This is a genomic window from Hyphomonas oceanitis, from assembly GCF_036964545.1.
Classification (GTDB): Bacteria; Pseudomonadota; Alphaproteobacteria; order Caulobacterales; family Hyphomonadaceae; genus Hyphomonas; species Hyphomonas oceanitis.
In genome coordinates, this window is the sequence record NZ_JBALTL010000003.1 from 456839 (window position 1) to 479828 (window position 22990).

The following is a 22990-nucleotide window of genomic DNA, read 5'->3' on the forward strand; positions in this document are numbered from 1 at the left end:
ACGAAATAGTCCGAACCTTGGCCCAGAATGAGAAAAACCCCGGCCATAAGGCCGGGGCAATCCCACTCTACGCATCATAAAAGACCCGTCGGTCTTACATGAAGCCTTTGAATTTGTCCTTGAAGCGCGACACGCGGCCACCGCGGTCGAGCATCTTGCCGTCGCCGCCAGTCCACGCCGGATGCGACTTGGAGTCAATATCCAGAACCAGCTTGTCGCCTTCGGCGCCATAGGTGGAACGGGTCTGATATTCGGTGCCATCGGTCATCACAACGGTAACGAAGTGATAATCGGGATGCCCTTCTTTTTTCATAGCCTGGGCCTCTCTATGTAGCCTGGTGTAACGGGTTGAATTCGCACGAGGTGCGCTGGCATGTCTCAGCCATTTTTCGAAGCCCGGCGTGTAACTGAAACAGGACCGCCCTGCAAGGGGGGGCTTGCATTTGAATCCGAAGCGCCCGGCGCAGAAAGACTTCCCCATGGCTGACTCAGAGACCCGCCTCGTTGAGGATCGGCGTACCACGTTGCCTGACGGGGGCGAAGCGCTGGGTCGGCCGAAGGCGCGCAGCCTGAAGCCCCTGACCCTGCTGCTGCCCTATTTCCGGAAACACTGGATCACGGTCATGATTGCCGGGGTTTTCCTGATCCTGGCGGCGGCCTCGAGCCTGTTGATCCCCGTTCTGCTGGGCCGGGCGGCGGATGCAGGCCAATCCGCCGAAGGCAACGTCCAGAAACTACTGGAGCTGATCAACAAGGCGTTTTTCTGGGTGTTCCTCGCAGCGATTGGCTCCGGGATGCTTGGGGCCGTGCGGTTCTACTTTGTGTCGCGCTTCGGCGAGCGGGTGGCGGCGGACCTGCGCCGGGACCTCTATGCCCACCTCCTGAAGCTGTCGCCAGCCTACCATTCCAAGATGCGCTCAGGCGAAGCCGTGTCGCGCCTGACGGCGGACATCACCCTGATCGAGACCTTCCTTGGCACATCGGCCTCGATGGCGGCCCGGACGCTGCTGACCACGACAGGCGCGCTGGTGATGATGATGGTGGTGAACTGGAAGCTTGGCCTGACTTTGCTGGCCATGCTGCCGGTGGCGATCCTGCCAGTGCTCGGGATTGGCCGGATCATACGGAAAATGTCGAACCGGGCGCAGTCGCGCCTCTCCGATGCCGGTGCTGAGGCAGCCGAGGCGCTGGACGCGATCGAGCTGGTTCAGGCCTATGGGCGCGAGGACGGGCGCCTTGCCTCGTTCACGACGGCTGTGGAGGCAACCTTCGCGGCGGCCATGAAGCGGATCGGGGCGCGGGCCCTGATGATCGTGATGGTTTCTGTCCTGCTGTTTGGCGGCTTTGTGGGGGTGCTCTGGCTTGGAGCGCGCGGCGTGGCGACGGGAGAGATGACGTTCGGCAATCTCGCGTCGATGGTCATGTATGCGCTTTATGCGGGATCCGGCATCGGCATGCTGGCGGAAGTCTATGGGGAAGTGATGCGCGCGGCGGGCGCGGCCGACCGGGCCGCCGAAGTGCTGAACACCGATATCGAGATTGCGGCGCCGGACCATCCCGTGGCGCTGCCAGCGAACGTGACCGGCGCGCTTACTTTCGATCATGTGACATTCCGCTATGGGGAGGAGACACTCTCGGCGCTCGAGGATTTCTCGCTGACCGTGAAGCCGGGTGAGTTTGTTGCGCTGGTGGGCCCGAGCGGGGCCGGCAAAACGAGTGTGTTCCGCCTCGCGCTGCGCCTGTTCGATCCGCAAAAGGGGAAAGTGTCGCTGGATGGTGTGGCGTCGGTGTCGGCTGACCCGAGCGACTGGCGCCACCAGTTTGCCTATGCGCCGCAGGAATCGGCGCTGTTTACCGGCACGGCGGGCGAGAACATTGCCTTTGGCACAGACAATCCGGATGCGGCGCTGCTGGAGCATGCCGCGCGGATGGCCGAGGCGATGGACTTCCTGAATGCCAAGGAAGGCCTCGCGACAGACCTTGGCCAGAAGGGGCGGAGCCTCTCAGGCGGCCAGCGCCAGCGCGTGGCCCTGGCGCGGGCCTTGGTGCGGGATGCGCCTGTCCTGTTGCTGGACGAGGCGACAAGCGCGCTCGATTCCGAGAGCGAGGCGGCTGTGCGCCGCGCGATTGCCAATGCTGCCGAGGGCCGCACGACGCTTGTCATCGCGCACCGCCTGTCGACGGTGCGCCGCGCCGACAGGATCGTGGTGATGGAGCAGGGCCGGATCGTGGAAGAGGGCACGCATGACGAACTGGTTGCCAAGGGCGGGCTCTATGCGCGCCTCGCGGAACTGCAGTTCGCCAGCGAGCAGGCCTGAAGCCGGTTCAGGCACTGCACCGGTTCCGGTTCTAACAATACTTGGACGACATCGTCGTTTCGTACCGCTCAATTGGTGGCATGCCTGCCATAGCCCTTCGCTCATTTAGATGTTCGGCATCAAATGACGGTCGAGCTTTCCACTGGCCTTTGGCAACACAACTGCCCTGTGTGCCGAACTGCTGCAATGAGCCCTCTTTGATGGCGATCCGGTCTGTCAGCATCGCCACATTTTGTGGGTCCGTTTCCCCGTGCACCATACGAGCACGCAGGTCTGCAAGAACCTGTTGCTGCCAGGTTTCGTTGCCCGAGTGCTGAATCAGCAAGAAGGCTGCAGCATCAGCGGTCTCGCCATAGGTTCTGATGGTGAACCAGCCGACGTGCTGCATGGCCTTTCGGAGCCAAGCATCATTGTTTGCTGAAATGGTGTCGGCGTATGCCCTGAACTTTTCGTAGGGTATGCCAAGGATGATGATGTCGTCGGTTTGTTGCCCGATTGCTGGAACGAGAAGCTGGGCAACATACGCGTCGATAAAGGCGCGCTCATACAAGTCACATTGGAATGGCAAAGCGCCATCGCAGTCCGCGTGCACTTTGAAATAATATTCCCAAGCCGTATCAAGTTCGCCATCCATTTGAGACGGTACTCTCAATGCCTCCAGTGCACTGGCGTAGGCGTCCGCAGGTTCGCTAGTCATTGGGACCGTCGCCGCGCAGGCTGTGAGCCAAGCTATGGCCATTGATATAGCCAGTATCTGCGCACACTTCATATCGACCCCTTCCTATCTGGTGGCGTGTGCCTGTGCCTGACATTCGCGAGCGAGCAGGCTTAGCCTTTACGCATCTTTTTGACCTTGCCATCAATGGTGAAGGCAAAGGCGAGCGACAGGATCAGCGGGACCCAGATCGGCAGTTCGCCGAGGCCGGGTGTTTGCAGGGCCGCCGCGAGGTGATCGTCAACGCACCACCATAATAGCCATAACCACATACAGATACTCCTTCTTCCGTACGCCCTTAGGGTATGGGATCTATTCCGGGAATTATAGGGGTGGAAGGCTTTATGCGCCGCCCCTGCCTTCGCAGGGGACACGGGAACCTGGGTTCGTGGAGTTACCAGTTGAGCCGTTCGTAGAGATCGGCCCCGTCCGGGTTATCTTCTTCGATCTGCCGCAGCTTCCAGTCGCGCTTCCATTTCTTCATCTGCCATTCGCGTTGTTTGGCAGCGTCGCGGCTTTCAAACTCTGCATACCAGACCAGCTTCTTGCAGGCATGGTCCCGGCTCCAGCCCGGCAGTAGTCCATGGCGATGTTCGTGTGCGCGCCGGGATATGTCGTCCGTATGGCCGATATAGAGCGCTCCCGTCGTGGGGTTCATCACCATGTAGACATAGAACGCCACCCGGCCCTCCAAATCACACGTGCACTATTCACCGTGTCCCCTGCGAAGGCAGGGGCGGCTTCCCTTTAGTTTATTCAGCCGCCTGTAAAACCGGGTTCTCGGACTTGGCCGTTGCGCGTTCCGGTTCAAAGGCCAGTACGCCATCGTCAACGCGGCCATAGCGCAGGTTCATCATGTCGGCTGTGTAGCTCTGGTGGAGCTTCCAGGGGGCTTCCTTGTGCTGGCGGGGGAACTTGTCCATCACGCGCTGGAAATAGCCGGACGAGAAATCGACGAACGGGTCGGTCTCATCGGGGAAGGCATCCAGTTTTGCCGTGACCGAGGCATAGTTGTTGCGGTCCATATAGTTGATCAGGCGGCAGACATATTCCGATGTCAGGTCAGCCTTCAGCGTCCACGACGCATTGGTATAGCCAAACGTGATCGCCAAGTTTGGCACGTTGGAGACCATGACGCCCTTGTAGTTGAGCAGGGAACCCGGCGCGGCTTTCACGCCATCGACGCTGACATCAATGCCGTTCATGTATTGAAGATTGAGGCCCGTGGCGGTCACGATAATGTCTGCCTCCAGCGTTTCGCCGGATTTGAGCTCAATGCCATTCTCGGTGAAGCGGGCGATGTGGTCGGTGGCGACGGAAACCTTGCCGGCCTTCAGGGCTGTGAAGAGATCAGAATCCGGCACGAGGCAGAGGCGCTGTTCCCATGGATTATAGGACGGCGTGAAATGTTTCTCGACGTCATAGTCCGGCCCCAGCTCTTCGCGGACCATGCCGAGCAGGCGTTCGCGGGCTTTTTCCGGATGGGCGCGGGTCTGGCGGAAGAAGAATTGCTGGAACAGCACGTTGCGCCAGCGGATGAGGCCATAGGCCCAGCTATCGGGCAGGAATTTGCGCAGCTTGTTGGCGAACGTGTCGACGGCGGGGCGCGACACGACATAGGTGGGTGAGCGCTGCAGCATGGTGACATGGGCGGCCTTGTCGGTCATCGCCGGAAGCAGCGTCATGGCGGTCGCGCCGGAGCCGATGATGACGACCTTCTTGCCGGAATAGTCCAGGTCTTCCGGCCAGTGCTGCGGATGGACGACCTGGCCCTTGAAGCTGGCTTCACCCGGGAATTCCGGCTTGTAGCCCTGATCGTAATTGTAATAGCCGCCGCATAGGAAGAGGAAGCCGCAGGTGATCTGCTCGCGCGCGCCTGACGCGGTTTCCAGGGTCACATGCCAGAATTGATCGGCGCTGGACCAGTCGGCTGCGACGACCTTGGTGTCGAACTGGATCTGGTCAGTGATGCCGTATTCGTCAGCGGTCTGGCGGACATATTTGCGGATCGACGGGCCGTCGGCAATGGCCTTGGATTCCGTCCACGGTTTGAAATTGTAGCCCAGCGTGTGCATGTCGCTGTCCGAGCGGATGCCGGGATAGCGGAACAGATCCCACGTGCCGCCAATGGCGCTGCGCTGTTCGATAATCCGATAGGATTTATCCGGGCAGCGCTTGGTCAGGTGTACGGCGGCGCCAATGCCGGAAAGGCCGGCGCCGATGATGAGAATGTCTGTATCTGTCTGGGTCATGCCCGGAATGATACAATGACAGTGTCGATGCCACAAGAATAGATGACGCGAGTGTCACCTATATTCGCGTGCTATTTGATGGCGGCGGCCTTGCCGAAGGCGTCGGCGTGACGGATCTGCTTGCGCACAGCGGGGAGGATGTCCTCGTTGCCCGCGACGATCGAGCCGGTTTTGAGCACGTCGCCGCCGTCGATTTCCTCAACATAACCGCCCGCTTCGCGCACGAGGACGATGCCGGCTGCGATGTCCCATGGTTTGAGGTCGCGCTCCCAGAAGCCGTCAAAGCGGCCAGCGGCAACCCATGCGAGGTCCAGCGCGGCGGAGCCATAGCGGCGAATACCGGCGCAAACGGGCGTCATGGCAGCAATCTCGCGGGCAAAGCCGATATGGGCGGCTTCGGACTTGCCGATCCACGGCGTGCCGGTGGCGACGACGCTTTCGCTGAGCTTGCGGCGAGCGGCCACGCGCAGCTTGCGCTGTTCGAGCCAGGCGCCGCGGCCGGTTTCGGCCCAGAATATCTCGTTCTTGGCAACGTCGAACACGACGCCGCACAGCAGCTGGCCTTCACGCTCAAGCGCGATGGAGACCGAATAGTGCGGCTGGCCGTGCAGAAAGTTCAGCGTGCCGTCGAGCGGGTCGACAATGAAGCGGTTGGACTTGTCCGTGCCTTCGATGATGCCGCGCTCTTCCATGACGAAGCCATAGCCGGGGCGGGCCTTGGAGAGCTGGGCGTAGATGATCTCTTCGGCGCGGTGGTCTGCATTGGAGACGAAGTCGCCCGGGCCCTTCTTGGAAACCTGAAGGTTCTCGACCTCGCCGAAATCACGCGCAAGCGCCCGGCCAGCGGCGCGAGCAGCAGTGATCATGACGGAACCGACGGCGGAGGGTTTTGACATAGGAGGTCCTGACTAGTCTGCGCGGCGCAGATAGGTGCTGTCGGCGGTCTGCACGACGATCCGCTCCCCGACGCCCACGAAAGGCGGGACGAGGACGCGGATGCCGCCTTCGCACATGGCAGGCTTGAAGCTGTTGGCGGCCGTCTGGCCTTTGACGACCGGTTCGGTCTCGAGGATTTCGATGATGACCTGCTCTGGCAGCGCAACGCCGATCGGGCGCTCGCCGTAGAATTCGATCGTGACCATCATGCCGTCCTGCAGGAACGCGCCCTGGTCGCCGATGAAGTCCCGCTCGATCATGATCTGTTCGTAGGTTTCGGTATCCATGAACGTGAACGCATTGTCGTCAGCGAACAGGTACTGGAAGTCTTTCTGCTCGAGGCGGACGCGCTCGACCGTCTCACTGGAGCGGAAGCGCGTGTTGGACTTGGAGCCGTTGAACAGGTTGCGCAGTTCAACCTGGTTGAAGGCGCCGCCCTTGCCGGGCTTGACGGCCATGGTCTTGATCGCGCGCCATACGGTGCCTTCATACTCGATCACGTTGCCTGGCTTGATTTCATTACCATTGATCTTGGCCATTGAAGTCGTCCTAATTGGGGTTTGGCGCGGCGTAAGCCTTTGCCGCGCGAGGGTCAAGCGGCGGGGTGTTAACGCGAATGCAGGCTGTCCAGCAAGGCGTTGAAGGCAAATACAGCTGCGGCGGCGCCCTCCGGATGGTTCCAGACGCCGGATGAGACGGCGAGGAAGTCGGCGCCGGCGGTGACAAGCGGGGCGGCATTATCGACCGTGATGCCACCAATCGCGACGCAGGGCAGTTCCATTGTCTCCTGCCAGAACTCGAGGAGCTCCAGCTCTGCGGGCACCGTGCCAGCCTTGGTCTCGGTGGGATAGAAGGCGCCAAAGGCGACATAATCAGCGCCCTGTTCACCGGCGGCCATCGCCGCGTGACGACTGTTCTTGGCGGTCGCACCGAGGATCATGTCGCTGCCGACGATCTCGCGGGCCTTTTTGATGGGCATGTCTTCCGGGCCGACATGGACGCCGTCGGCGCCAAGCTCAACGGCCAGTTCCGGGCTGTCATTGATGATGATGGCGGTGCCATAGGCTTGCGCCATGGCCATCACGGTCTCGGTTACTTCGCGCGTGGCGGCCACATCGATGAGGCCGCCGTCGCCTTTGAGGCGAATCTGGAGGCTGGCGACATCGCCTGCTTCGAGCGCGCCTTCGAGAATGGCAGCGAACTCCGCCACATCGCTGATGCGGGGTGGGGTGATGAGATAGAGACGGGTGCGCTCGCGCGGAGGGATCTTTTCAGCCATGGGCGGGCTCTCTAGCCCAAGCGGGGCAGGGAAGGAAGGCGGCTTTACCGGTTACTTCGGCCCGATGCGCTTTGTACTCGCCGGATTGCGGGCGAGCGCCGCGCCCTTGCGCATCGGGCGGGGCTCGAGCTCGCCCTTGCAGTTCGGGCAGACGCCGTCGAGCGGACCATCGGTGCATTCATCGCAGAAGGTACACTCGAACGAGCAGATGAAGGCGCCGACTTCATCTGGTGGAAGGTCTGCGTCGCAGCGTTCACAATTGGGGCGCATCTCGAGCATGGCAGGCCTATTTCTTCTTTTTCATCGGCTTGCCGGACTGGGCGGCGTCGATCAGCTTTTTCTCGTAGGCTTCTGGCGTCCAGTCGCGGCCGAGGAAATCATGAACCAGTTCGGCGGCAGGTTTTGACGAGCCGGGCGCCAGGACATTGTCGCGATAGCGGGCGGCGGTGTCCGGGTCGCGCAGGCCGTTCTTTTCGAACTCGGTGAACATGTCCGTCGAGATCGCGAGCGACCATTGATAGGTGTAGTATATCGCCGAATAGCCATCGAGATGGCCGAAGCTGGCATAGCGGTGGACATCCGGAAGAGCCTCGAACGGGCTGAGGGCGGACTGTCGCTCATTCCAGATTTCGTCGAAATCGACTTCATCCGGCGGCCGGTTGTAATAGTTGAGCGATACGCCCGCATAGATGAGCTGGCGCAGCGTGCCGAGGCCTGTGCCGAAGTCACGGGCGGCGTTCATTTTTGCGACCAGTTCACGCGGGATGGTTTCACCATCTGCATTCACGGCGAACTTGGCAAGCGTGTCATAATCCCAGACCCAGTTCTCCAGCATCTGCGACGGAGCCTCGATGAAATCCCATTCGAGATTGCCCATGGTGAGGTTGGCAAAGTCTGGTTGTCCGGAGAACATGCCGTGGATGAGGTGACCGAACTCGTGGAGGAAGGTCTCGACCTGACGGTGTTCCATCAGGCCGGTCGTGTGATCGCCTGCCGGAAAGTTGCACATCAGTGCGCCGACCGGCACGCCGTCCGAGGTCGGGCCGAAGCGGATCGGGAAGGCGGCGGCGTGCTTGTACTTGCCGTCGCGGGGATGCATGTCGAGGAAGAAGCGACCGATCAGCTCGCCGTTCCGGTACATCTCGTGGGCGGTGACACTTTCGTCCCAGAGGGGGGCATTGGCCCAGTCGCGTATCTCGACGCCGAACAGGTCCTGCACCAGCGAGAAGATCCCGCTGCGAACATTGTCATAGGCGAAATACTGGCGGACTTCCTGGCTGTCGAGCGCATAGTCCGATTGGCGGATCTGCTCGGCGAGGTAGCTGCTGCTCCATTCAGGTACGCTGTCGGCATCGGGCTGCGTCTCAACGAGCTTGGCGAGAAGGCGCTGGTATTCGATGCCGGCGGCATCCGTTGCGGCGGTTTCGACACGCGACAGGAAGGCTTCGGCGACTTCCGGCGAACCGGTCATCTTGTCTTCGGTGACATAGGCGGCCCAGTTCGGATAGCCGAGCAGGGTGGCGAGCTCGTAGCGCTTCTCGAGGAGTTTGCGGAGCGGGGCGACGTTTTCAGGATAAGCGCGGTCGCTGTCGACCTGGCGCAGTTGCTTGCGCAGCGCTTCATTCGGCGAATAGCTGTAGATGGGGCCGGTATCGGGATAGTCGGTGGTGATCGTGATCTGACCGTTTTCGTCGGGCTGGTGCGCGTCGATATAGTCCTGCGGCATGCCCATCAGGGCATCGACGGATTCCAGAACGACCTTGCCCTGGATCTCGCGGAGGTTCTTGCTGAATTCAGTGCTGATCTCAGCCAGTTCGGCATTGATGGCGCGGACTTTGTCACGCGTCTGCTCATCCTTGTCGATGCCTGAGCGGCGATAGTCGCGCAGTGTCCGCGCGAGCAGGAATTGTTCACGCTCATTCAGCGCTTCGGTATCAATGGAAGACAGGCGTTCGTAGACGGGCCGCGACAGGGAGAGGCGCGTCAGGACATCGGACGTGCGTTGCTGGCAGGTGTCGCCCGCTTCCCGTATGGCCGGGTCGGGATTGGCTTCAGCCATGACCGATGCTTCGCCATAGCCGACCGACATGGCGAGGTTTGTCAGCGTGTCGAGGAAATAGATATCTGAGGCGCCCGCGACGCTGTCACGGCCCTCAAGGTCTGCGATCATCTTGTTGGCAAGGTCGAGGGCATTGTTGCAGCGAACGGTGAAAATATCGGCGCTGGCAGGGGCCAGAACGAGATCGGCCATCATCGTCTTGGCGTCGGCGGCGAGCAGGTTTTCAGCTGGGGCGTCAGGCGCTGGTGCTTCGGCCTTCTTGGCGGGTGAGCAGGCGGCGGCGGCCATCAGGAGGGCTGCGGCGGAAGCGGCGATCTTCAGGTGTTTCATCTGGCGGTGTCCCTCGTCATGCGGCGAAGATTGTCCCGTGGGGCGTCGCCTCGCTAAGGTGGCAACTTGTCTTGCCGGAGTGCTGGTGTCCAGCCCGGGGGGTGAAACAAAAAAGGCGGCCCGGAGGCCGCCCTTTTCAAAGCTATCCAGCGAAGGTTCAGCCGGCTTTTGACGCCTGAAAAATACCGTCAATCGTGGCGGCGAGCGTGCGATCAAAGTCTGCATCGCTTTGCTTGGCCGAGAGACCTTCGGTGAGGGCGCGGGAGAAGCTGGCAATCATGCCGGTGTTTGACGAGAGCTTGTCGTTTGCCTCTTCGCGGCTGTAGCCGCCTGAGAGCGCAACGACGCGCATCACGCGTGGGTGCTGGCAGAGCGATTGATACTGGTTGGCTTTCTCGGGAAGGGAGAGCTTGAGCATGACCTGCTTGTCAGCGGCGAGCGCATCGAGCTGCTTGGTGATTTCGGCAAGCAGGATGTCTTCAGCTTCGGCCTTGTCGGCGATCGTGATCGTGACTTCAGGCTCGATGATCGGCATCAGGCCGTGGCCGAGGATCTGGCGGCCAACATCAAACTGCTGCGCGACGACGGCGGCGATACCGACCGGGTTTGCGGCGTTGATGACCGAGCGCATCTTGGTGCCAAAAATGCCCTTTGTGACGGCATGCTCGAGCAGGTGGTCGAGCTCCGGCATCGGCTTCATGAGCTGGACGCCGTCGGCTTCGTCGGCGAGGCCCTTGTCGACTTTCAGGAAGGGAACAACGCTGCGCTCGTTCCAGAGATATTCAGCTGTTGGCACGCCGTCGATTTCGCCATCCATCGTGCGTTCGAACAGGATCGCGCCCATGACCTTCTCACCTGTGAAGGCGGGGGACTTGATGATGCGGGCGCGCATCTCGTGGATCTTGCCGAACATTTCTTCGTCATTGGCGTATTCGCTCTCCTCGACGCCATAGAGGCGTAGAGCCTTTGGCGTGGAGCCGCCCGACTGATCGAGCGCGGCGATAAAGCCGTCCTTGTGGGCGGCCTGTTCGGCCATCTGTGTCTTATCCATGTTCAATACCGCGTCAAAACTCATTGTCTGGGGACCTGCTTGGTTGTTTGCAGGCAGTTGCTTTCAAGTACCGTGCCCAAATGTGGCGTCAACAGGACCGGCTGTGCATCTGTCTGAACCGGGGAAATCGCTGCATTTGCGGGGATTTCGGCGCTTTTGGCACAAGGCGGGGCAGGCAACGCGCTGCAAATCGGAATGGACACCGACCAATTCCGGCACAGTCCGATTTCGGGGAAATCGAACGGCGCTGAAATGTGATCGCTATCATTTGGAGGGCCCTGCGCGATTTGCCGCAGGGTGTGCCAATCAGGCTCAGCCTTTCAGGGCATCCACACCGGGGAGGGGCTTGCCTTCCATCCATTCCAGGAAGGCGCCACCAGCGGTCGATACGAACGTGAAATCGTCTGCGACACCCGCATGGTTGAGCGCTGCGACCGTGTCGCCGCCGCCGGCAACGGCGACCAGCTTGCCGGCGGCGGCGAGCTTGGCGGCCGTCTGGGCAGCTGCGACGGTGGCCGTATCGAACGGGGTCATCTCGAAAGCACCGAGCGGGCCGTTCCAGACGAGCGTCTTGGCGGTTTCCATGGCGGCGCCGAGGGCCGCGACGGTTTGCGGTCCGGCGTCGAGGATCATTTCGTCGGCGGCAACGTCATCCAGGCCGCAGGTGCGGTTGGCGGCATTGGCGGCGAACTCTTTTGCCACGACGAGGTCTACGGGCAGGAGGATCTCACAGTCATTGGCCTTGGCGATGGTTTCGATTTCGCGGGCCGTGTCGGCGAGATCATGCTCGCAGAGCGACTTGCCGACCGACAGGCCGCGCGCCGCGAGGAACGTGTTGGCCATGCCGCCGCCGATGGCGAGCATGTCGACCTGGGTCACGAGGTTTTTGAGGAGGTCGATCTTGGAAGAGACCTTGGCGCCGCCAACAACGGCCAGCACGGGCTTCTCCGGATTGCCGAGCGCCTTGTCGAGCGCATCAAGTTCGCGCTCCATAGCTGCGCCAGCATAGGCGGGCATGATCTCGGCGAGCACGGCGGTCGAGACATGGCGGCGGTGGGCGGCGGAGAAGGCGTCGTTGACGTAGATGTCACCGAGCGCGGCGATTTCCTTTGCCAGGTCCATGTCACCCTTTTCCTCACCGGGGAGGAAGCGGGTGTTTTCCAGCAGGATCACGCCGGCCGGTGGCAGGTCGGCAATCGCCGCCTTCACATGGTCGCCCCGACAGTCAGCGACGAAGCTGACATTGGAGCCGAGCACCTTGGAAAAGGCGCCGGCGATGGGCGCAAGGCTCATCTCGGCCACGCGCTGGCCCTTCGGGCGACCAAAGTGTGCAAGCAGCACAACCTTGGCGCCGTGGGTGCGCAGCGTCTGGACCGTTTCCACGGCAGAACGCAGGCGGGTCTCATCGGTGACAAGGCCCTTGTCCATCGGCACGTTGAAATCAACGCGCACGAGGGCGGTCTTGCCAGTGAGGTCGCCGGCGTCGGCGATGCGTTTGAAGGTCATCGCCTGCAGGCTCCTAAAGGAATTTCGCCATCACGAGCGCGGTGTCGCTCATGCGGGTCGCGAAACCCCATTCATTGTCATACCAGGTGAGGATCGAGACGAAATTGCCGTCCATGACCTTGGTCTGGTCGAGGTGGAAGATCGACGAGCGGTTGTCGTGGATGAAGTCGCACGAGACGTTCGGCTGGTCGGTGAAGCCGAGAACGCCTTTCATCGGGCCCTCATTGGCCGCAGCGATGATCGCATTGTTGATCTCTTCCGGCGTCGTCTTGCGCTTGGCGACAAATTTCAGGTCGACAACAGAGACGTTCGGGGTCGGCACGCGGACCGAAATACCGTCCAGCTTGCCTTTCAGCTCCGGCAGCACGAGGCCGACGGCCTTGGCGGCGCCGGTGGAGGTCGGGATCATCGAGAGCGCTGCAGCGCGGCCCCGATAGAGATCCTTGTGCATCTGGTCGAGCGACGGCTGGTCGTTGGTGTAGGAGTGGATCGTGGTCATCATGCCTTTTTCGATGCCGACCAGGTCGTTGAGGACCTTGGCGACAGGGGAGAGGCAGTTCGTGGTGCACGACGCGTTGGAGACGACCATGTCATCCTTGGTCAGCGTGTCGTGGTTCACGCCGAAGACGATGGTCTTGTCGGCATTGGTCGCTGGTGCGGACACGAGAACGCGCTTGGCGCCTGCAGCAAGGTGGGCAGAGGCCTTTTCCTTGTCGGCGAAGATGCCGGTGCATTCCATCGCGATGTCGATGTCGAGTTCGCGGTGTGGCAGGTCTTTCGGATCGCGGATGGCGGTCACGAGGATCGGCTTGCCATTGATGACGATCTTGTCGCCGTCGACCTGAACGTCTGCCGGGAAGCGGCCGTGGACGGAGTCGAAGCGCAGAAGGTGAGCGTTCGTAGCAACGGGGCCGAGGTCGTTGATGGCGACGACTTCAATGTCCTTGCGGTCATGCTCGATGATGGAGCGGAGGACGAGACGTCCGATGCGACCGAAGCCATTGATTGCAACACGTATTGCCATTTTAATTTTTCTCCTCAGGCGGGATATAAGCTGCGACTTTGCAGGCCCTTTACGATGCTGAGGCCCGCCCGTCCACCCGGATGACCTGCGGTATCGAGCCGCAAAACCAGGTATTCCGGGGCGTCTTTCAGCCAGAGCCGGTATTGGGAGGCGCGGCTTGCAAGTTCCGTGCAAAATTTGCATGGACTTGCACGGAGGCGCCTGTAATGCCTGAAGGCCTGCTTTGAGAGGTTCGAGGGTGACGGGAGACGTTCCAGACGCGAATATTCCGACTCTGGTGCCGGCAAGCCCTGCCGGCCGAACGCTGGGCGACTGGGTGCTGTTCTGGTTGCTCAGCCTGATCTGGGCCAGTGCTTACCTTTTCACGCGCATAGCGGTCGACAAGGGCCATGCTGACGCGGGCCTGCCACCGGAATGGGTGATCTCGGCGCGCCTGACCATTGGGGCCGTGGCCTTGTGGTGTGTGATGCTGGCGACGCGCCAGCGCCCGCCGCCTTTCTCTGACCGTCGCCGCTGGGGCGCCATTATCGGGATGGGGCTGGTTGGCTCGGTCGTGCCCTTCTTCCTCATCACGACGGCGCAGGAAGTGGTCAATTCAAGCCTTGCCGCGCTCTATACATCGGCCGTTCCGATTTTCGTGGCGATTGGCGCGCATTTCATGTTTCGCGACGAGCGGATGACGGCTGGCTCCCTGCTGGGCGTGCTAATCGGCTTTGCCGGTGTGGCCTGCCTGTTCGGGCCCGAGGCCATGAAGGGGCTCGGTTCGGCCACGGCGCTGGCGCAACTGATGCTGATGGGCGCAACAATGGCCTACGCGATGTCGAGCCTGATTGCACGAGGCGCGCCGGTCATGCGGGCGATACCGTTTGCAACGGCTTTCGTGACGGTCGCGGCGGTTGTCTCGTGGCCGCTGGTGTTCCTTGTTGATCCGGGTGAGGTGAATGCGGGCTGGTCGAACTGGCTCGCCGTGGCGGGGCTGGGGCTCGGGCCGACCGCGTTCGCACAGGCGCTTTACATGCTGTTGATCGCGCGCACGTCGGCGACGTTTCTGTCTCTGACAGGATATTCCATTCCGGTCGTGGCGGCCATTCTGGGCTACTTGCTGTTCGGCGAGACGCAGAGCTGGAATGCCCTTGCGGGCTTCGCGCTCATCCTCGGCGGCGTCTGGCTTGCCCGCAATGGCGGTGGCGGGCGGCGCGCGACCTAGAGGCCGAGGCTTTCGAGGATCGTCTCTGTATCTGCGCCAAGACAGGGCGGATCAATCCGGGTGCTGGCGGGGCTGTCAGAGAATTTGACCGGATGCTTCATTGAGCGATAGGCGCCTGCGACGGCGTGGATGCGCTCCTCGAAGAAGCCGACCTGTTGCAGGTGCGGGTCTGTCAGCACCGCTTCCATCGTGTTGTAGCGCATGGCCGGGATGTTCGCGGCGTCCAGCAGGACGAGCCATTCATCGGTTGTCTTGGTGGCGGCCACTTCCTCGATGAGGGCATAGAGTTCGGTCACATGCTCGGTGCGGGCGGCATAGGTCGAGAAGCGCGGGTCCTGGAAAACATCCGGGCGGCCACCGATGGTGAAGAACTGTTCCCATTGCTGATCGGAATAGGGGACGAGGCCGATATAGCCGTCCCTGGTGGGGTAGGGCTTGCGGTTGGCATTGATCGAGCGGGTGTAGGCGAGGCGGCCATTGCCCGGAATGAAGGTCTCTCCGTAGAGGTTTTCCACCATGTTGAAGAAGGTAAAGCTCTCGAGCATTGGCACCTGAACGAACTGGCCCCTTCCCGTACGTTCCCGGTGAAACAGCGCGGCAAGCGTTGCATAGGTCGCGAACAATCCGACCGTCTTGTCGGCGACGAGGGAGGGGGCGTATTCAGGCGCGCCGCCGGAGCGCATGGCATTGAGTGCGGCAAAGCCGGAAGCACCCTGGATCAGGTCGTCATAGGCCTGTCGGTGCTCATATTCGCCGCCGACACCGAAGCCCGCGCAGTGGACGTAGATGATGTCCGGATTGATCGCCTTGACGGCCTCATAGCCGAAGCCGAGACGGTCCATGCCTGCGAGGCGGACATTGTGGAAGAAGACGTCGGCGTCTTTCAGAAGTGCCGTGAGGGCGGCCTTTCCGGCGTCTGTCTGGGCGTCGAGGACGATGGAGCGTTTGTTGCGATTTAGCGCGGTGTAGATGGGGCCGAGGTCGCCTGTGGGGGAGGCGCCGGCATAGCGCATCATGTCGCCCGCCTTGCCCTTCTGGCCCGCTTCGACCTTGACCACGTCGGCGCCGAGATCACCGAAGATCAGCGTGGCGAACGGGCCAAGGACGACCGAGCTCATGTCGACAATCTTGATGCCTGAGAGGGGACCTTTTGGGACTTCATGGGTCATTGCGGGGAACTCTTGGGGTATTCCCGGACCGTTCCGGGGTTATTCCGGGTGACCGTAAGGGGGCGCGCGGGGGGCAACAAGGCCGAACGCAGGGTCAGGGCGCGAGGGCGAGGCGGGCGGCTTCAAGATGCGCGAGCTTTGCTTCGAAGGCGGACCAGTCATCCTCGGCGGCGATCGGCTCCCAGAGGGATTCGACATCCTCTATCAGCAGGGTGACGGGGGCGGCGGCCTGGAAATAGGGGAGGGCGAGCCGGGCCGGATGGGTGGCCTCGCGCGCGGCAATCAAATCGCGGACAGGGGCGAAGCTTTCCGTCTGATAGAGCGCAGCCTGGGGCGAGGCTTTCATGCGGGCCGCGCTGGCCTCGCCGGCATAGAGATCGAAGAAGGTCTGGGGCCAGGCGGCGCCGCTGGTCGTCATCCAGCCATAGAAGGTCTGGAGGTAGGTGAGGTCGGTGCGCAGGTCGCCGGAGCCGTTCAGCCCAAGCAGGTGGTGGGTGTGGGCGGCGAAGGATTGCTGGTAGGCGGCTTCATAGGGCGCAAGGCCCCTGGCGAGGTCTTCGGCGTCTGCAAGTGGCAGGAGCGCGGAGGCGAGCTGTTGCAGCGCCCATGCGCCTTGCGTTGGCTGGCGGCCGAAACTGTAGAGACCGTTCTGGTCGAAATAGGCGGCGGTGAAGTTGGGGTCTGACACGGGCAGGAAGCGCCACGGGCCGAAATCGAAGGTCTCGCCGGTGACGTTGAAATTGTCGGTGTTCATGACGCCGTGCACGAAGCCGGCGGCCATCCACTGGCCGATCATGGCGGCGGTGGCGCGCGTGATGGCGGTGAGGAGGTTCACGGCCTTTGTGGCCATCTCCGGTGCGTCGGCGTCCGGGTGGAACTCGGCAATGCAATAGTCGACGAGGCGGGCGAGGCCTTCGCTGTCGTCGAGATAGGCGCAGCGCTGGAATGTGCCGAAGCGGATATGGCTTTCCGAGAGGCGCACGAGAACGCTGCCCCGGGTGGGCGATGGCTCGTCATTGCGCGCGAGTTGTTCGCCGGTTTCGACCAGGCTGAAGGCCTTGGATGTGTGGACGCCGAGCGCTTCCAGATAGGTTGCGGCGAGGATCTCGCGCACGCCGCCCTTGAGCGTCAGGCGGCCGTCGCCCTGGCGTGACCAGGGCGTCTGGCCGGACCCCTTGGTGCCGAGATCGAAGAGGTCCCCGGCGGCATTCCGCACCTGTGCGTAGAGGAATCCGCGCCCATCTCCCAACTGGGGGTTGTAGGTTCCGAACTGGTGACCGTGATAGCGCATCGCCAATGGGCGCTGCAGATTGCCGGGCAGGGGCTCGAATCGGGCGAAGTGGTTTACCCATGCGGCATCATCGAGATCGCCCAGACCGACGGTTTCCGACCAGCGACGGTTGCGAAAGCGCAACACATGATCGGGAAAATGTGCCGGTTCTACCGCATCTGCGAAATGATCTGCCAGCGCAAGAAAGGGAACGGAGGGAGGTGGTTCGCGCAACATCCATTCATTTTTGGCATGATTTCAGGCTCTTGCGCAACAGGTTTGCTGTAATGCATGGCTGAATTGCAATATTGCGGTGCAGCATAGGTCGGCCCTATCGCCGCGGAAAGATGAAGCTAAGGTTAGAGGCCAGTGAGGGAGGTATCCGGGAAACATAACCCGGAGCACATCACAGGTATAAACGGAGGAAACCAAATGAAATTTACCACACGATTGGTGCTGGGGGCGTCTGCCCTTGCGCTCATGACGGCCCTGCCCGCCTTTGCGCAAGAAGAAGCAGATGAAGGCACACGGAAATTAAGCACGGTTACGGTGACCGGTTCGTTCATCCAGGGCACGCCGGAAGACGCCGCCCTGCCGGTCGACGTGCTGACAGCCGGCGACCTGAAACTCGAAGGCCAGCCTTCGATCACGGAACTGATCCGCAACCTCGGCCCGTCTTCGGGCGTGGACGGACAAACCAACCAGTTCTCGTCGAACGGCCTTGAGGGCACATCCAACATCAACCTGCGCGGCCTTGGCCCGGCACGGACACTGGTGTTGATCAACGGCCACCGCCAGACTTACCATCCCTATTCGATCGGTGAGCAGGCACAGTTGTTCGTTGATACGAACAATATTCCGGCCGCCGCCATCGGGCGGATCGAAGTGCTGAAGGATGGTGCTGCGGCGCTTTACGGTTCTGACGCCATTGCCGGCGTTGTGAACTTCATCACCAACCGCGATCTCGACGGCTTCGAAGTCGGCGGCTCGTTCTCGAGCTTTGACGGGTCGGACGGTGACTATGACCTTTCGGCCGCCTATGGCCTGCAAGGCTCGAACTTCAGCTGGGTGACATCGGTTGGCTACAACAAGCGCAGCGAAGTTCTGCTTAACGAGAAAGACTGGGCCGTCCTGCCTTATGCGGAAAACCCCGTGGGGGGCTGGTCTGCGCTGTCGAACCCAGGCCGTTATGTTCCACTCAGTGCCGGTGGAGTTCCCTTGGCCGCGAATGTGAATGACAATGGCTGCGATGAGGTCGGCGGCACTTATGCCACGGCGCTTAACTCGTGCCAGTTCAACTTCACCCAATTCGACAATCTTGTGGAGGAAGAGGAGCGGTATCAGATCTTCTCCGAATACAACCGTCGTTTGGGGAATGGCGCCGAACTGCATTTCGAATTGCTCTATGCCCACACGGACGTGCCAAGCTGGAAGACATCACCTTCCTACCCGCCACAAGTCTTGACGAATCAGGTCCTGCTCGGAAACCATCCGGGCTTCCAGCAGTACGTGGCCGATAATCCGGGGGCGTTTCCGACGGGCACGGCCGCAGCATTGTTTATCGGGCGGTCCTTTGGTTATGGCGGATTCCCTGGCACAGGCGGCGCACAAGAAGGCTATCGCACCAGCGATACCTGGCGCGGTTCGGGCTCCTATGTCGGCGACTTCGACAATGGTGTTCATTATGACGCCGCGCTCAGCTACTCGACCACGGAAGCCGAACGCCTGACGAATGACACATATATTGTGGGTCTTACTTCAGCCTTGCGTGGATTTGGTGTGTGTACGGATCCAAATACCGGTTTCGACCCGGCCACCGGAACACGGCCCTATGCGCCGGGCTATACTGGCGCGCTCACTGCCGGGGCAGGGGGATGCGAATACTACAACCCGTTCTCGAATGCCATTCCAGCAAGTGCTGTGACGGGCGAGCCAAACCCGAATTACGTGCCGGGCCTCGAAAACACAGCTACGCTGGCAGACTGGATGACGGATCCTAGCCTGACAGTTGCCACAACAGACCTCATGGTCTTCGATGGCGTTCTTTCCGGTCAGAGCAATGTGCAGGCTGCTGGCGGCAGCGTCGGTTGGGCTGCAGGTGTTCAGGTTCGCCGCGAAAGCTATAAAGTCGAACCCTCGCCGCTGACAGACCTGACCGTCACGCCCGGACCCGGTGGAACGGGCCCTTACTCGTTCCTTGCCGGCACGGTACCGGCAGACGAAGACCAGACCATCTTTGCTGTCTTCGGCGAACTTCAGGTGCCACTCTATGACACCCTGAACATGCAGTTTGCCGTTCGCTACGAAGACTACGGCGGTGACATCGGCTCGACCTTCGACCCGAAAGTGGCGGCCAAATGGGACGTGACGGACAATTTCGCCCTGCGCGGTTCGGCCCAGACCTCGTTCAAGGGGCCAACGCTGAACCAGCTGGGTGGCGTGGGTACGACGCTGCAGTTCATCTCGGCTGCATCGGCGTTCAAGGCAGTTGATACGTTTGGCAATGCGGCCCTCAAGCCGGAATCAGCGTTCAGCTTCAACTTTGGCGGCATCTATGAAGTGAACAACTTCTTCGCCTCGCTCGACTATTACAATTTCGACTTCTCGGATCCGGTCATCGTGGAAGAGCAGTCGAACATTGTGAACGCGGCGGTTGCAGCCATCAATGCTGGCGATTTCGAGAACCCGATCCTGACACGTATCACGTTCAACGATCCGGCCGCTGTGCCTGCAGCAAGCCAGATCTCGCGTGTCCGGACGAATATCACCAACGGTCCGGATATCCAGACATCCGGTGTCGACCTGCGCCTGCAGCATAGCTGGGACATGTCGAACAATGCCGAGCTCTCGGTGGGTGCCGATGGCACGTACATCATCGAGTACAAGGTAGACCCTTACTTCGTTGAAGGTCTGCCAATCGGCGGCGGTGATTATGTCGGTCAGTTCAACCGGGGCAACTTCATCCGGTCCATGCCGCAGTGGAAAGCGAACCTGTTTGCGAACTATGCACTCGGCGAGCACAACTTCCGCGTCGTGATGCGTCACATCGACAGCTACAAGGACGAACGTGCCGCGGCTGCCCGTGGCGGCGTTGGCGAGAAGATCGACAGCCAGACGACATTCGATCTGTTCTATAACCTGCAGACTGAAATGATCGGTGGTTTCGAGCTTGGCCTGTCAGTGGTCAACGTGACGGACGAAGACCCGCCATTCGCGGCCTTCGATGTCAACTACGATCCTTATACGCACAACCCGTTCGGTCGTACGTTCAAGATCAGCCTGACCAAGCGGTTCGGCGGTTCGGGCAACTAAGCCGGACCAACATCTCCAGAATAAAAAAGGGCGGCCCAAGGGCCGCCCTTTCCATTTGGACTTATGAGCGCCGAAGCGATCAGTAGGAGTAGGTCAGCTCGACGCCAACGAGACGGCCCTTCTTGAGCGGCGAGAATGTGCCGCCGGCAGGGTAGTCCTGGTAAGGCAGGTTGACGCCGGTCGAGTTCGTGCCTGGGAATGGCAGCTGCGTGTCGTTGCCAACCTGAACTTCGTCGAGCAGGTTCTTGCCGTAGAGCGAAGCCGAGAGGCCGTCGATTGGCGTTTCCCATGTCAGGTTCACATCGACCATTTCGGCGGCCTGGACCCAGCCATAGTTGCTGTCGGTGTAGGCGATCTTGTCACGGTACTGGTAGTTGGCCGTAACCACGATCGCGCCGTTGGAGCGAAGATCGAAGTCCTTGATGATGCCGAAGCCGTACGTCAAGTCAGGCACACGTGGCATGTCGAGATTGAGGTCCTTGCTGTCGATCACGCCGTCGCCGGTAAGGTCGAAGAACACGTCGTCATATTTCGCGTCCATCATGCCGACATTGAACGTGCCGAGCAGGGAGTCCGTGAAGGCAAGGCGGCCGTCAACTTCGATACCGAAGATCGAGCCGTCAGCCGTGTTGATGATGTTCTGCACGGAACCCGAGTCACCCGCCGTGTTCACTTCACGCTGTATGTTCTTGATGTCGGTGAAGAAGGTCGCGCCGTTCACCTGGATGCGGCCGTCATCGCTCTGGGCCTTGAAGCCGAGTTCGTAGGAGTTGACTTCTTCTTCGTCAAAACCAAGGTCGCCGGTCGCGTTTACGAACTGCTGGAAGATCGGCAGGTCGGTGATGCGGAAGTTATAGCCGCCCGAACGGAAGCCCTTGGTGTACAGAGCATATGACTGGACATTGTCGGACCAGAAGTATTGCAGGCCGAGTTTTGGTGTCCAGTTTGACCAATCGTTGGAGTCGCTGAAGCCATTATCTTCAGTTCCGCCCAGCAGCGCGTTTGTGCCGTTCACATCACATGTTCCGTCAACGACGCTACATGGGAAGCGCGGCCGGATGTAGATGACATCAGCCGACTTCTCTTCGGTCGAGTAACGCAGGCCAACGGTGGCCACCAGCTTGTCGGTGATCGAGTAGTCGACGTTTGCGAACGCACCGAAGACCGTGTGCTCCATGCTGCCGCCGCCGTAGAAGCCCCATGGGATGGAGGCCGGAAGTGTGGCCGGACGTGTGTCCGGAAGGTTGCGGATCTCGGTATAGTCAAGCGTCTGCTCGAAATAGTAGAGACCTGTGGTGACGTCTGCTTTGCCGAACGTGCCGGCGTAGCGCAGTTCGTCCGAGAACTGTTCCTGCGCGATTTCGGCATCGGAGTGGAACTGCGTCTTGGCGCTCGCATCAATGTCGCCGCTAGAGACGCCGTCATATTTGCGATAGCCGAAGATGTTCGTGATCACGCCATTGCCGAAGTTGACATCGAGATCGGTCTTGAGCGAACCGAGCGTCGTTTGGCTTTCGGCGAGGCCTGGATTGTCGATCGCGAAGTCGAACGAGTAGCGATCATAATTGGCCCGGTTCTGGCCGGATGGGCCGTCGCCGCGCGAGTCCGAATATTCGAGCTTGCCGAGGAAGGTCAGCGAGTCGGTCGGCATGTATTCCAGGGCGCCGCGATAGGTCGTGGCCTGAAGTTCGCCATGATTGTCGCCATTGTACAGGTTCTTGAAATAGCCTGCGTCGGAATTGTAGGCGATGCCGAACTTACCGTTCAGCTTGCCTTCGATCAGCGGGCCCGAAATGGTGCCCTGGATGGTCGAGTTGGCGCCGCCGCGATCACCGTCGACCGGGCCGTCTACATTGGCGCGGACTTTGTAGTGGAATTCGTCGGTTGGGTTGCCAGTGTTGACGACAACAGCGCCGCCGGTCGTGTTGCGACCGAAGAGAAGGCCTTGCGGGCCGCGCAGCACTTCGATGCTGTCGATATCGAACAGGTCGACGACAACGCCGCTGTTGATGCCGAGATAGACGCCGTCAATGAAGACGCCGACGGCTGGGTCGATCGAAGGGATGGACGAGTTCACGCCAAGGCCGCGAATAGCGAAGTTGGCTGTACCGCGGGATGTGCCCACGTCGTCAAGCGAGACGTTCGGCGCCGAGTAGCTCAGGCTTTCGAGCGTGGTGACGTTCAGCGCATCCAGCGTGTCGCTGTTGAAGGCCGAAACGGCAACCGGCACGTCCTGGACGTTTTCAACATTCGCTTTTTTGGTGGCTGTAACGGTGACGGTGCCAAGGACGCGGGAAACGGCGTTTTCGCGTGTTGATTCGGCGTCCTGATCCTGTGCAACGGCCGCACCGGCGGCAAATACAATTGCAGATGCTGACAGGGCCAGCATGTTTCTGAATTTCATTCTGTGTTTCCTCTAGATTATATTTACTGCAACCCGAGGACTCTGGGAGGTGGGCGCAAGCACTGCATATGACGCCGCGAGACCCTCACAAAAGGTGTATACACCGCTGCCATGCAATTTATTGGATGACCGTCTCAAATATGCAACGGTGAGTTTAG

19 protein-coding genes are annotated in these 22990 nt (G+C 60.9%); 3 read left to right on the top strand and 16 right to left on the bottom strand.

Annotated elements, in window-relative coordinates:
* Positions 1–94: 94 nt before the first annotated feature.
* On the bottom strand, positions 95–313 hold the full coding sequence (rpmE, locus tag V7651_RS11460) for a 50S ribosomal protein L31 (RefSeq protein WP_034736379.1): 219 nt from the start codon (positions 311–313) through the stop codon (positions 95–97).
* Positions 314–479: 166 nt separating this feature from the next.
* Between rpmE and V7651_RS11465 the strand changes: the two genes are divergently transcribed.
* Positions 480–2318 carry an ABC transporter transmembrane domain-containing protein gene (locus V7651_RS11465; RefSeq protein WP_335590085.1) on the top strand — a complete coding sequence of 613 codons (1839 nt, stop codon included), beginning with the start codon at positions 480–482 and terminating at the stop codon, positions 2316–2318.
* Positions 2319–2349: 31 nt separating this feature from the next.
* Here the strand turns inward: V7651_RS11465 and V7651_RS11470 are convergent, their stop codons facing one another.
* From V7651_RS11470 to gap, 12 genes are all read right to left on the bottom strand, one after another.
* Positions 2350–3015 carry a DUF6624 domain-containing protein gene (locus V7651_RS11470; RefSeq protein ID WP_335613265.1) on the bottom strand — a complete coding sequence of 222 codons (666 nt, stop codon included), beginning with the start codon at positions 3013–3015 and terminating at the stop codon, positions 2350–2352.
* 131 nt (positions 3016–3146) lie between these two features.
* Positions 3147–3305 carry a hypothetical protein gene (locus V7651_RS11475; protein ID WP_335613266.1) on the bottom strand — a complete coding sequence of 53 codons (159 nt, stop codon included), beginning with the start codon at positions 3303–3305 and terminating at the stop codon, positions 3147–3149.
* A gap of 122 nt (positions 3306–3427) precedes the next feature.
* Positions 3428–3715, bottom strand: a complete 288-nt coding sequence (locus V7651_RS11480; protein ID WP_335613267.1) for a GIY-YIG nuclease family protein — start codon at positions 3713–3715, stop codon at positions 3428–3430.
* Between the two features lie 70 nt (positions 3716–3785).
* Positions 3786–5285 carry a flavin-containing monooxygenase gene (locus tag V7651_RS11485; protein WP_335613268.1) on the bottom strand — a complete coding sequence of 500 codons (1500 nt, stop codon included), beginning with the start codon at positions 5283–5285 and terminating at the stop codon, positions 3786–3788.
* 71 nt (positions 5286–5356) lie between these two features.
* A complete protein-coding gene (locus tag V7651_RS11490) occupies positions 5357–6181 on the bottom strand; it encodes an inositol monophosphatase family protein (protein ID WP_335590080.1) in 825 nt (274 codons plus the stop codon).
* 12 nt (positions 6182–6193) lie between these two features.
* Positions 6194–6760, bottom strand: coding sequence for an elongation factor P (gene efp, locus V7651_RS11495; RefSeq protein ID WP_035538945.1), 567 nt, complete (start codon positions 6758–6760; stop codon positions 6194–6196).
* A 68-nt stretch (positions 6761–6828) separates the two neighbouring features.
* Complete coding sequence (gene thiE, locus V7651_RS11500; RefSeq protein WP_335613269.1) at positions 6829–7500, bottom strand: thiamine phosphate synthase; 672 nt, start codon at positions 7498–7500, stop codon at positions 6829–6831.
* Positions 7501–7551: 51 nt separating this feature from the next.
* Positions 7552–7779 carry a DUF1272 domain-containing protein gene (locus V7651_RS11505; protein WP_335613270.1) on the bottom strand — a complete coding sequence of 76 codons (228 nt, stop codon included), beginning with the start codon at positions 7777–7779 and terminating at the stop codon, positions 7552–7554.
* Positions 7780–7786: 7 nt separating this feature from the next.
* Complete coding sequence (locus V7651_RS11510) at positions 7787–9889, bottom strand: M3 family metallopeptidase (RefSeq protein WP_335613271.1); 2103 nt, start codon at positions 9887–9889, stop codon at positions 7787–7789.
* Between the two features lie 157 nt (positions 9890–10046).
* Positions 10047–10940: a fructose bisphosphate aldolase gene (locus V7651_RS11515; protein ID WP_335613272.1), complete on the bottom strand. Its 894-nt coding sequence runs from the start codon at positions 10938–10940 to the stop codon at positions 10047–10049.
* Between the two features lie 312 nt (positions 10941–11252).
* Complete coding sequence (locus V7651_RS11520) at positions 11253–12446, bottom strand: phosphoglycerate kinase (protein ID WP_335613273.1); 1194 nt, start codon at positions 12444–12446, stop codon at positions 11253–11255.
* 13 nt (positions 12447–12459) lie between these two features.
* A complete protein-coding gene (gene gap, locus V7651_RS11525; protein ID WP_335590074.1) occupies positions 12460–13470 on the bottom strand; it encodes a type I glyceraldehyde-3-phosphate dehydrogenase in 1011 nt (336 codons plus the stop codon).
* Between the two features lie 238 nt (positions 13471–13708).
* On the opposite strand from gap, the gene V7651_RS11530 reads away from it, so the two are divergent.
* Positions 13709–14677 (top strand): DMT family transporter, encoded by a 969-nt coding sequence (locus V7651_RS11530; protein ID WP_162174838.1) that lies wholly within the window; start codon positions 13709–13711, stop codon positions 14675–14677.
* On the opposite strand, the gene V7651_RS11535 is transcribed toward V7651_RS11530, so the two are convergent.
* Both V7651_RS11535 and V7651_RS11540 read right to left on the bottom strand, forming a co-directional pair.
* On the bottom strand, positions 14674–15846 hold the full coding sequence (locus V7651_RS11535; RefSeq protein ID WP_335613274.1) for a CaiB/BaiF CoA transferase family protein: 1173 nt from the start codon (positions 15844–15846) through the stop codon (positions 14674–14676). The genes V7651_RS11530 and V7651_RS11535 overlap by 4 nt on opposite strands.
* Before the next feature lie 94 nt (positions 15847–15940).
* Entirely contained in the window at positions 15941–17353 is a 1413-nt protein-coding gene (locus tag V7651_RS11540; RefSeq protein ID WP_335613275.1) for a protein adenylyltransferase SelO family protein, read from the bottom strand.
* 195 nt (positions 17354–17548) lie between these two features.
* Here V7651_RS11540 and V7651_RS11545 point away from each other — a divergent pair, with 195 nt between their 5' ends.
* Positions 17549–20428 (top strand): TonB-dependent receptor plug domain-containing protein, encoded by a 2880-nt coding sequence (locus V7651_RS11545; protein ID WP_335613276.1) that lies wholly within the window; start codon positions 17549–17551, stop codon positions 20426–20428.
* A gap of 79 nt (positions 20429–20507) precedes the next feature.
* On the opposite strand, the gene V7651_RS11550 is transcribed toward V7651_RS11545, so the two are convergent.
* Positions 20508–22832, bottom strand: a complete 2325-nt coding sequence (locus V7651_RS11550; RefSeq protein WP_335613277.1) for a TonB-dependent receptor — start codon at positions 22830–22832, stop codon at positions 20508–20510.
* Positions 22833–22990: the final 158 nt, after the last annotated feature.

What these genes read in the sequence shown, in the direction of transcription:
- rpmE (WP_034736379.1), bottom strand. Translation starts at nt 313, where the DNA reads ATGAAAAAAGAAGGGCATCCCGATTATCACTTCGTTACCGTTGTGATG.
- V7651_RS11465 (WP_335590085.1), top strand. Translation starts at nt 480, where the DNA reads ATGGCTGACTCAGAGACCCGCCTCGTTGAGGATCGGCGTACCACGTTG.
- V7651_RS11470 (WP_335613265.1), bottom strand. Translation starts at nt 3,015, where the DNA reads ATGACTAGCGAACCTGCGGACGCCTACGCCAGTGCACTGGAGGCATTG.
- V7651_RS11475 (WP_335613266.1), bottom strand. Translation starts at nt 3,305, where the DNA reads ATGTGGTTATGGCTATTATGGTGGTGCGTTGACGATCACCTCGCGGCG.
- V7651_RS11485 (WP_335613268.1), bottom strand. Translation starts at nt 5,285, where the DNA reads ATGACCCAGACAGATACAGACATTCTCATCATCGGCGCCGGCCTTTCC.
- V7651_RS11490 (WP_335590080.1), bottom strand. Translation starts at nt 6,181, where the DNA reads ATGTCAAAACCCTCCGCCGTCGGTTCCGTCATGATCACTGCTGCTCGC.
- efp (WP_035538945.1), bottom strand. Translation starts at nt 6,760, where the DNA reads ATGGCCAAGATCAATGGTAATGAAATCAAGCCAGGCAACGTGATCGAG.
- thiE (WP_335613269.1), bottom strand. Translation starts at nt 7,500, where the DNA reads ATGGCTGAAAAGATCCCTCCGCGCGAGCGCACCCGTCTCTATCTCATC.
- V7651_RS11505 (WP_335613270.1), bottom strand. Translation starts at nt 7,779, where the DNA reads ATGCTCGAGATGCGCCCCAATTGTGAACGCTGCGACGCAGACCTTCCA.
- V7651_RS11510 (WP_335613271.1), bottom strand. Translation starts at nt 9,889, where the DNA reads ATGAAACACCTGAAGATCGCCGCTTCCGCCGCAGCCCTCCTGATGGCC.
- V7651_RS11515 (WP_335613272.1), bottom strand. Translation starts at nt 10,940, where the DNA reads ATGGATAAGACACAGATGGCCGAACAGGCCGCCCACAAGGACGGCTTT.
- V7651_RS11520 (WP_335613273.1), bottom strand. Translation starts at nt 12,446, where the DNA reads ATGACCTTCAAACGCATCGCCGACGCCGGCGACCTCACTGGCAAGACC.
- gap (WP_335590074.1), bottom strand. Translation starts at nt 13,470, where the DNA reads ATGGCAATACGTGTTGCAATCAATGGCTTCGGTCGCATCGGACGTCTC.
- V7651_RS11535 (WP_335613274.1), bottom strand. Translation starts at nt 15,846, where the DNA reads ATGACCCATGAAGTCCCAAAAGGTCCCCTCTCAGGCATCAAGATTGTC.
- V7651_RS11540 (WP_335613275.1), bottom strand. Translation starts at nt 17,353, where the DNA reads ATGTTGCGCGAACCACCTCCCTCCGTTCCCTTTCTTGCGCTGGCAGAT.
- V7651_RS11545 (WP_335613276.1), top strand. Translation starts at nt 17,549, where the DNA reads ATGAAATTTACCACACGATTGGTGCTGGGGGCGTCTGCCCTTGCGCTC.
- V7651_RS11550 (WP_335613277.1), bottom strand. Translation starts at nt 22,832, where the DNA reads ATGAAATTCAGAAACATGCTGGCCCTGTCAGCATCTGCAATTGTATTT.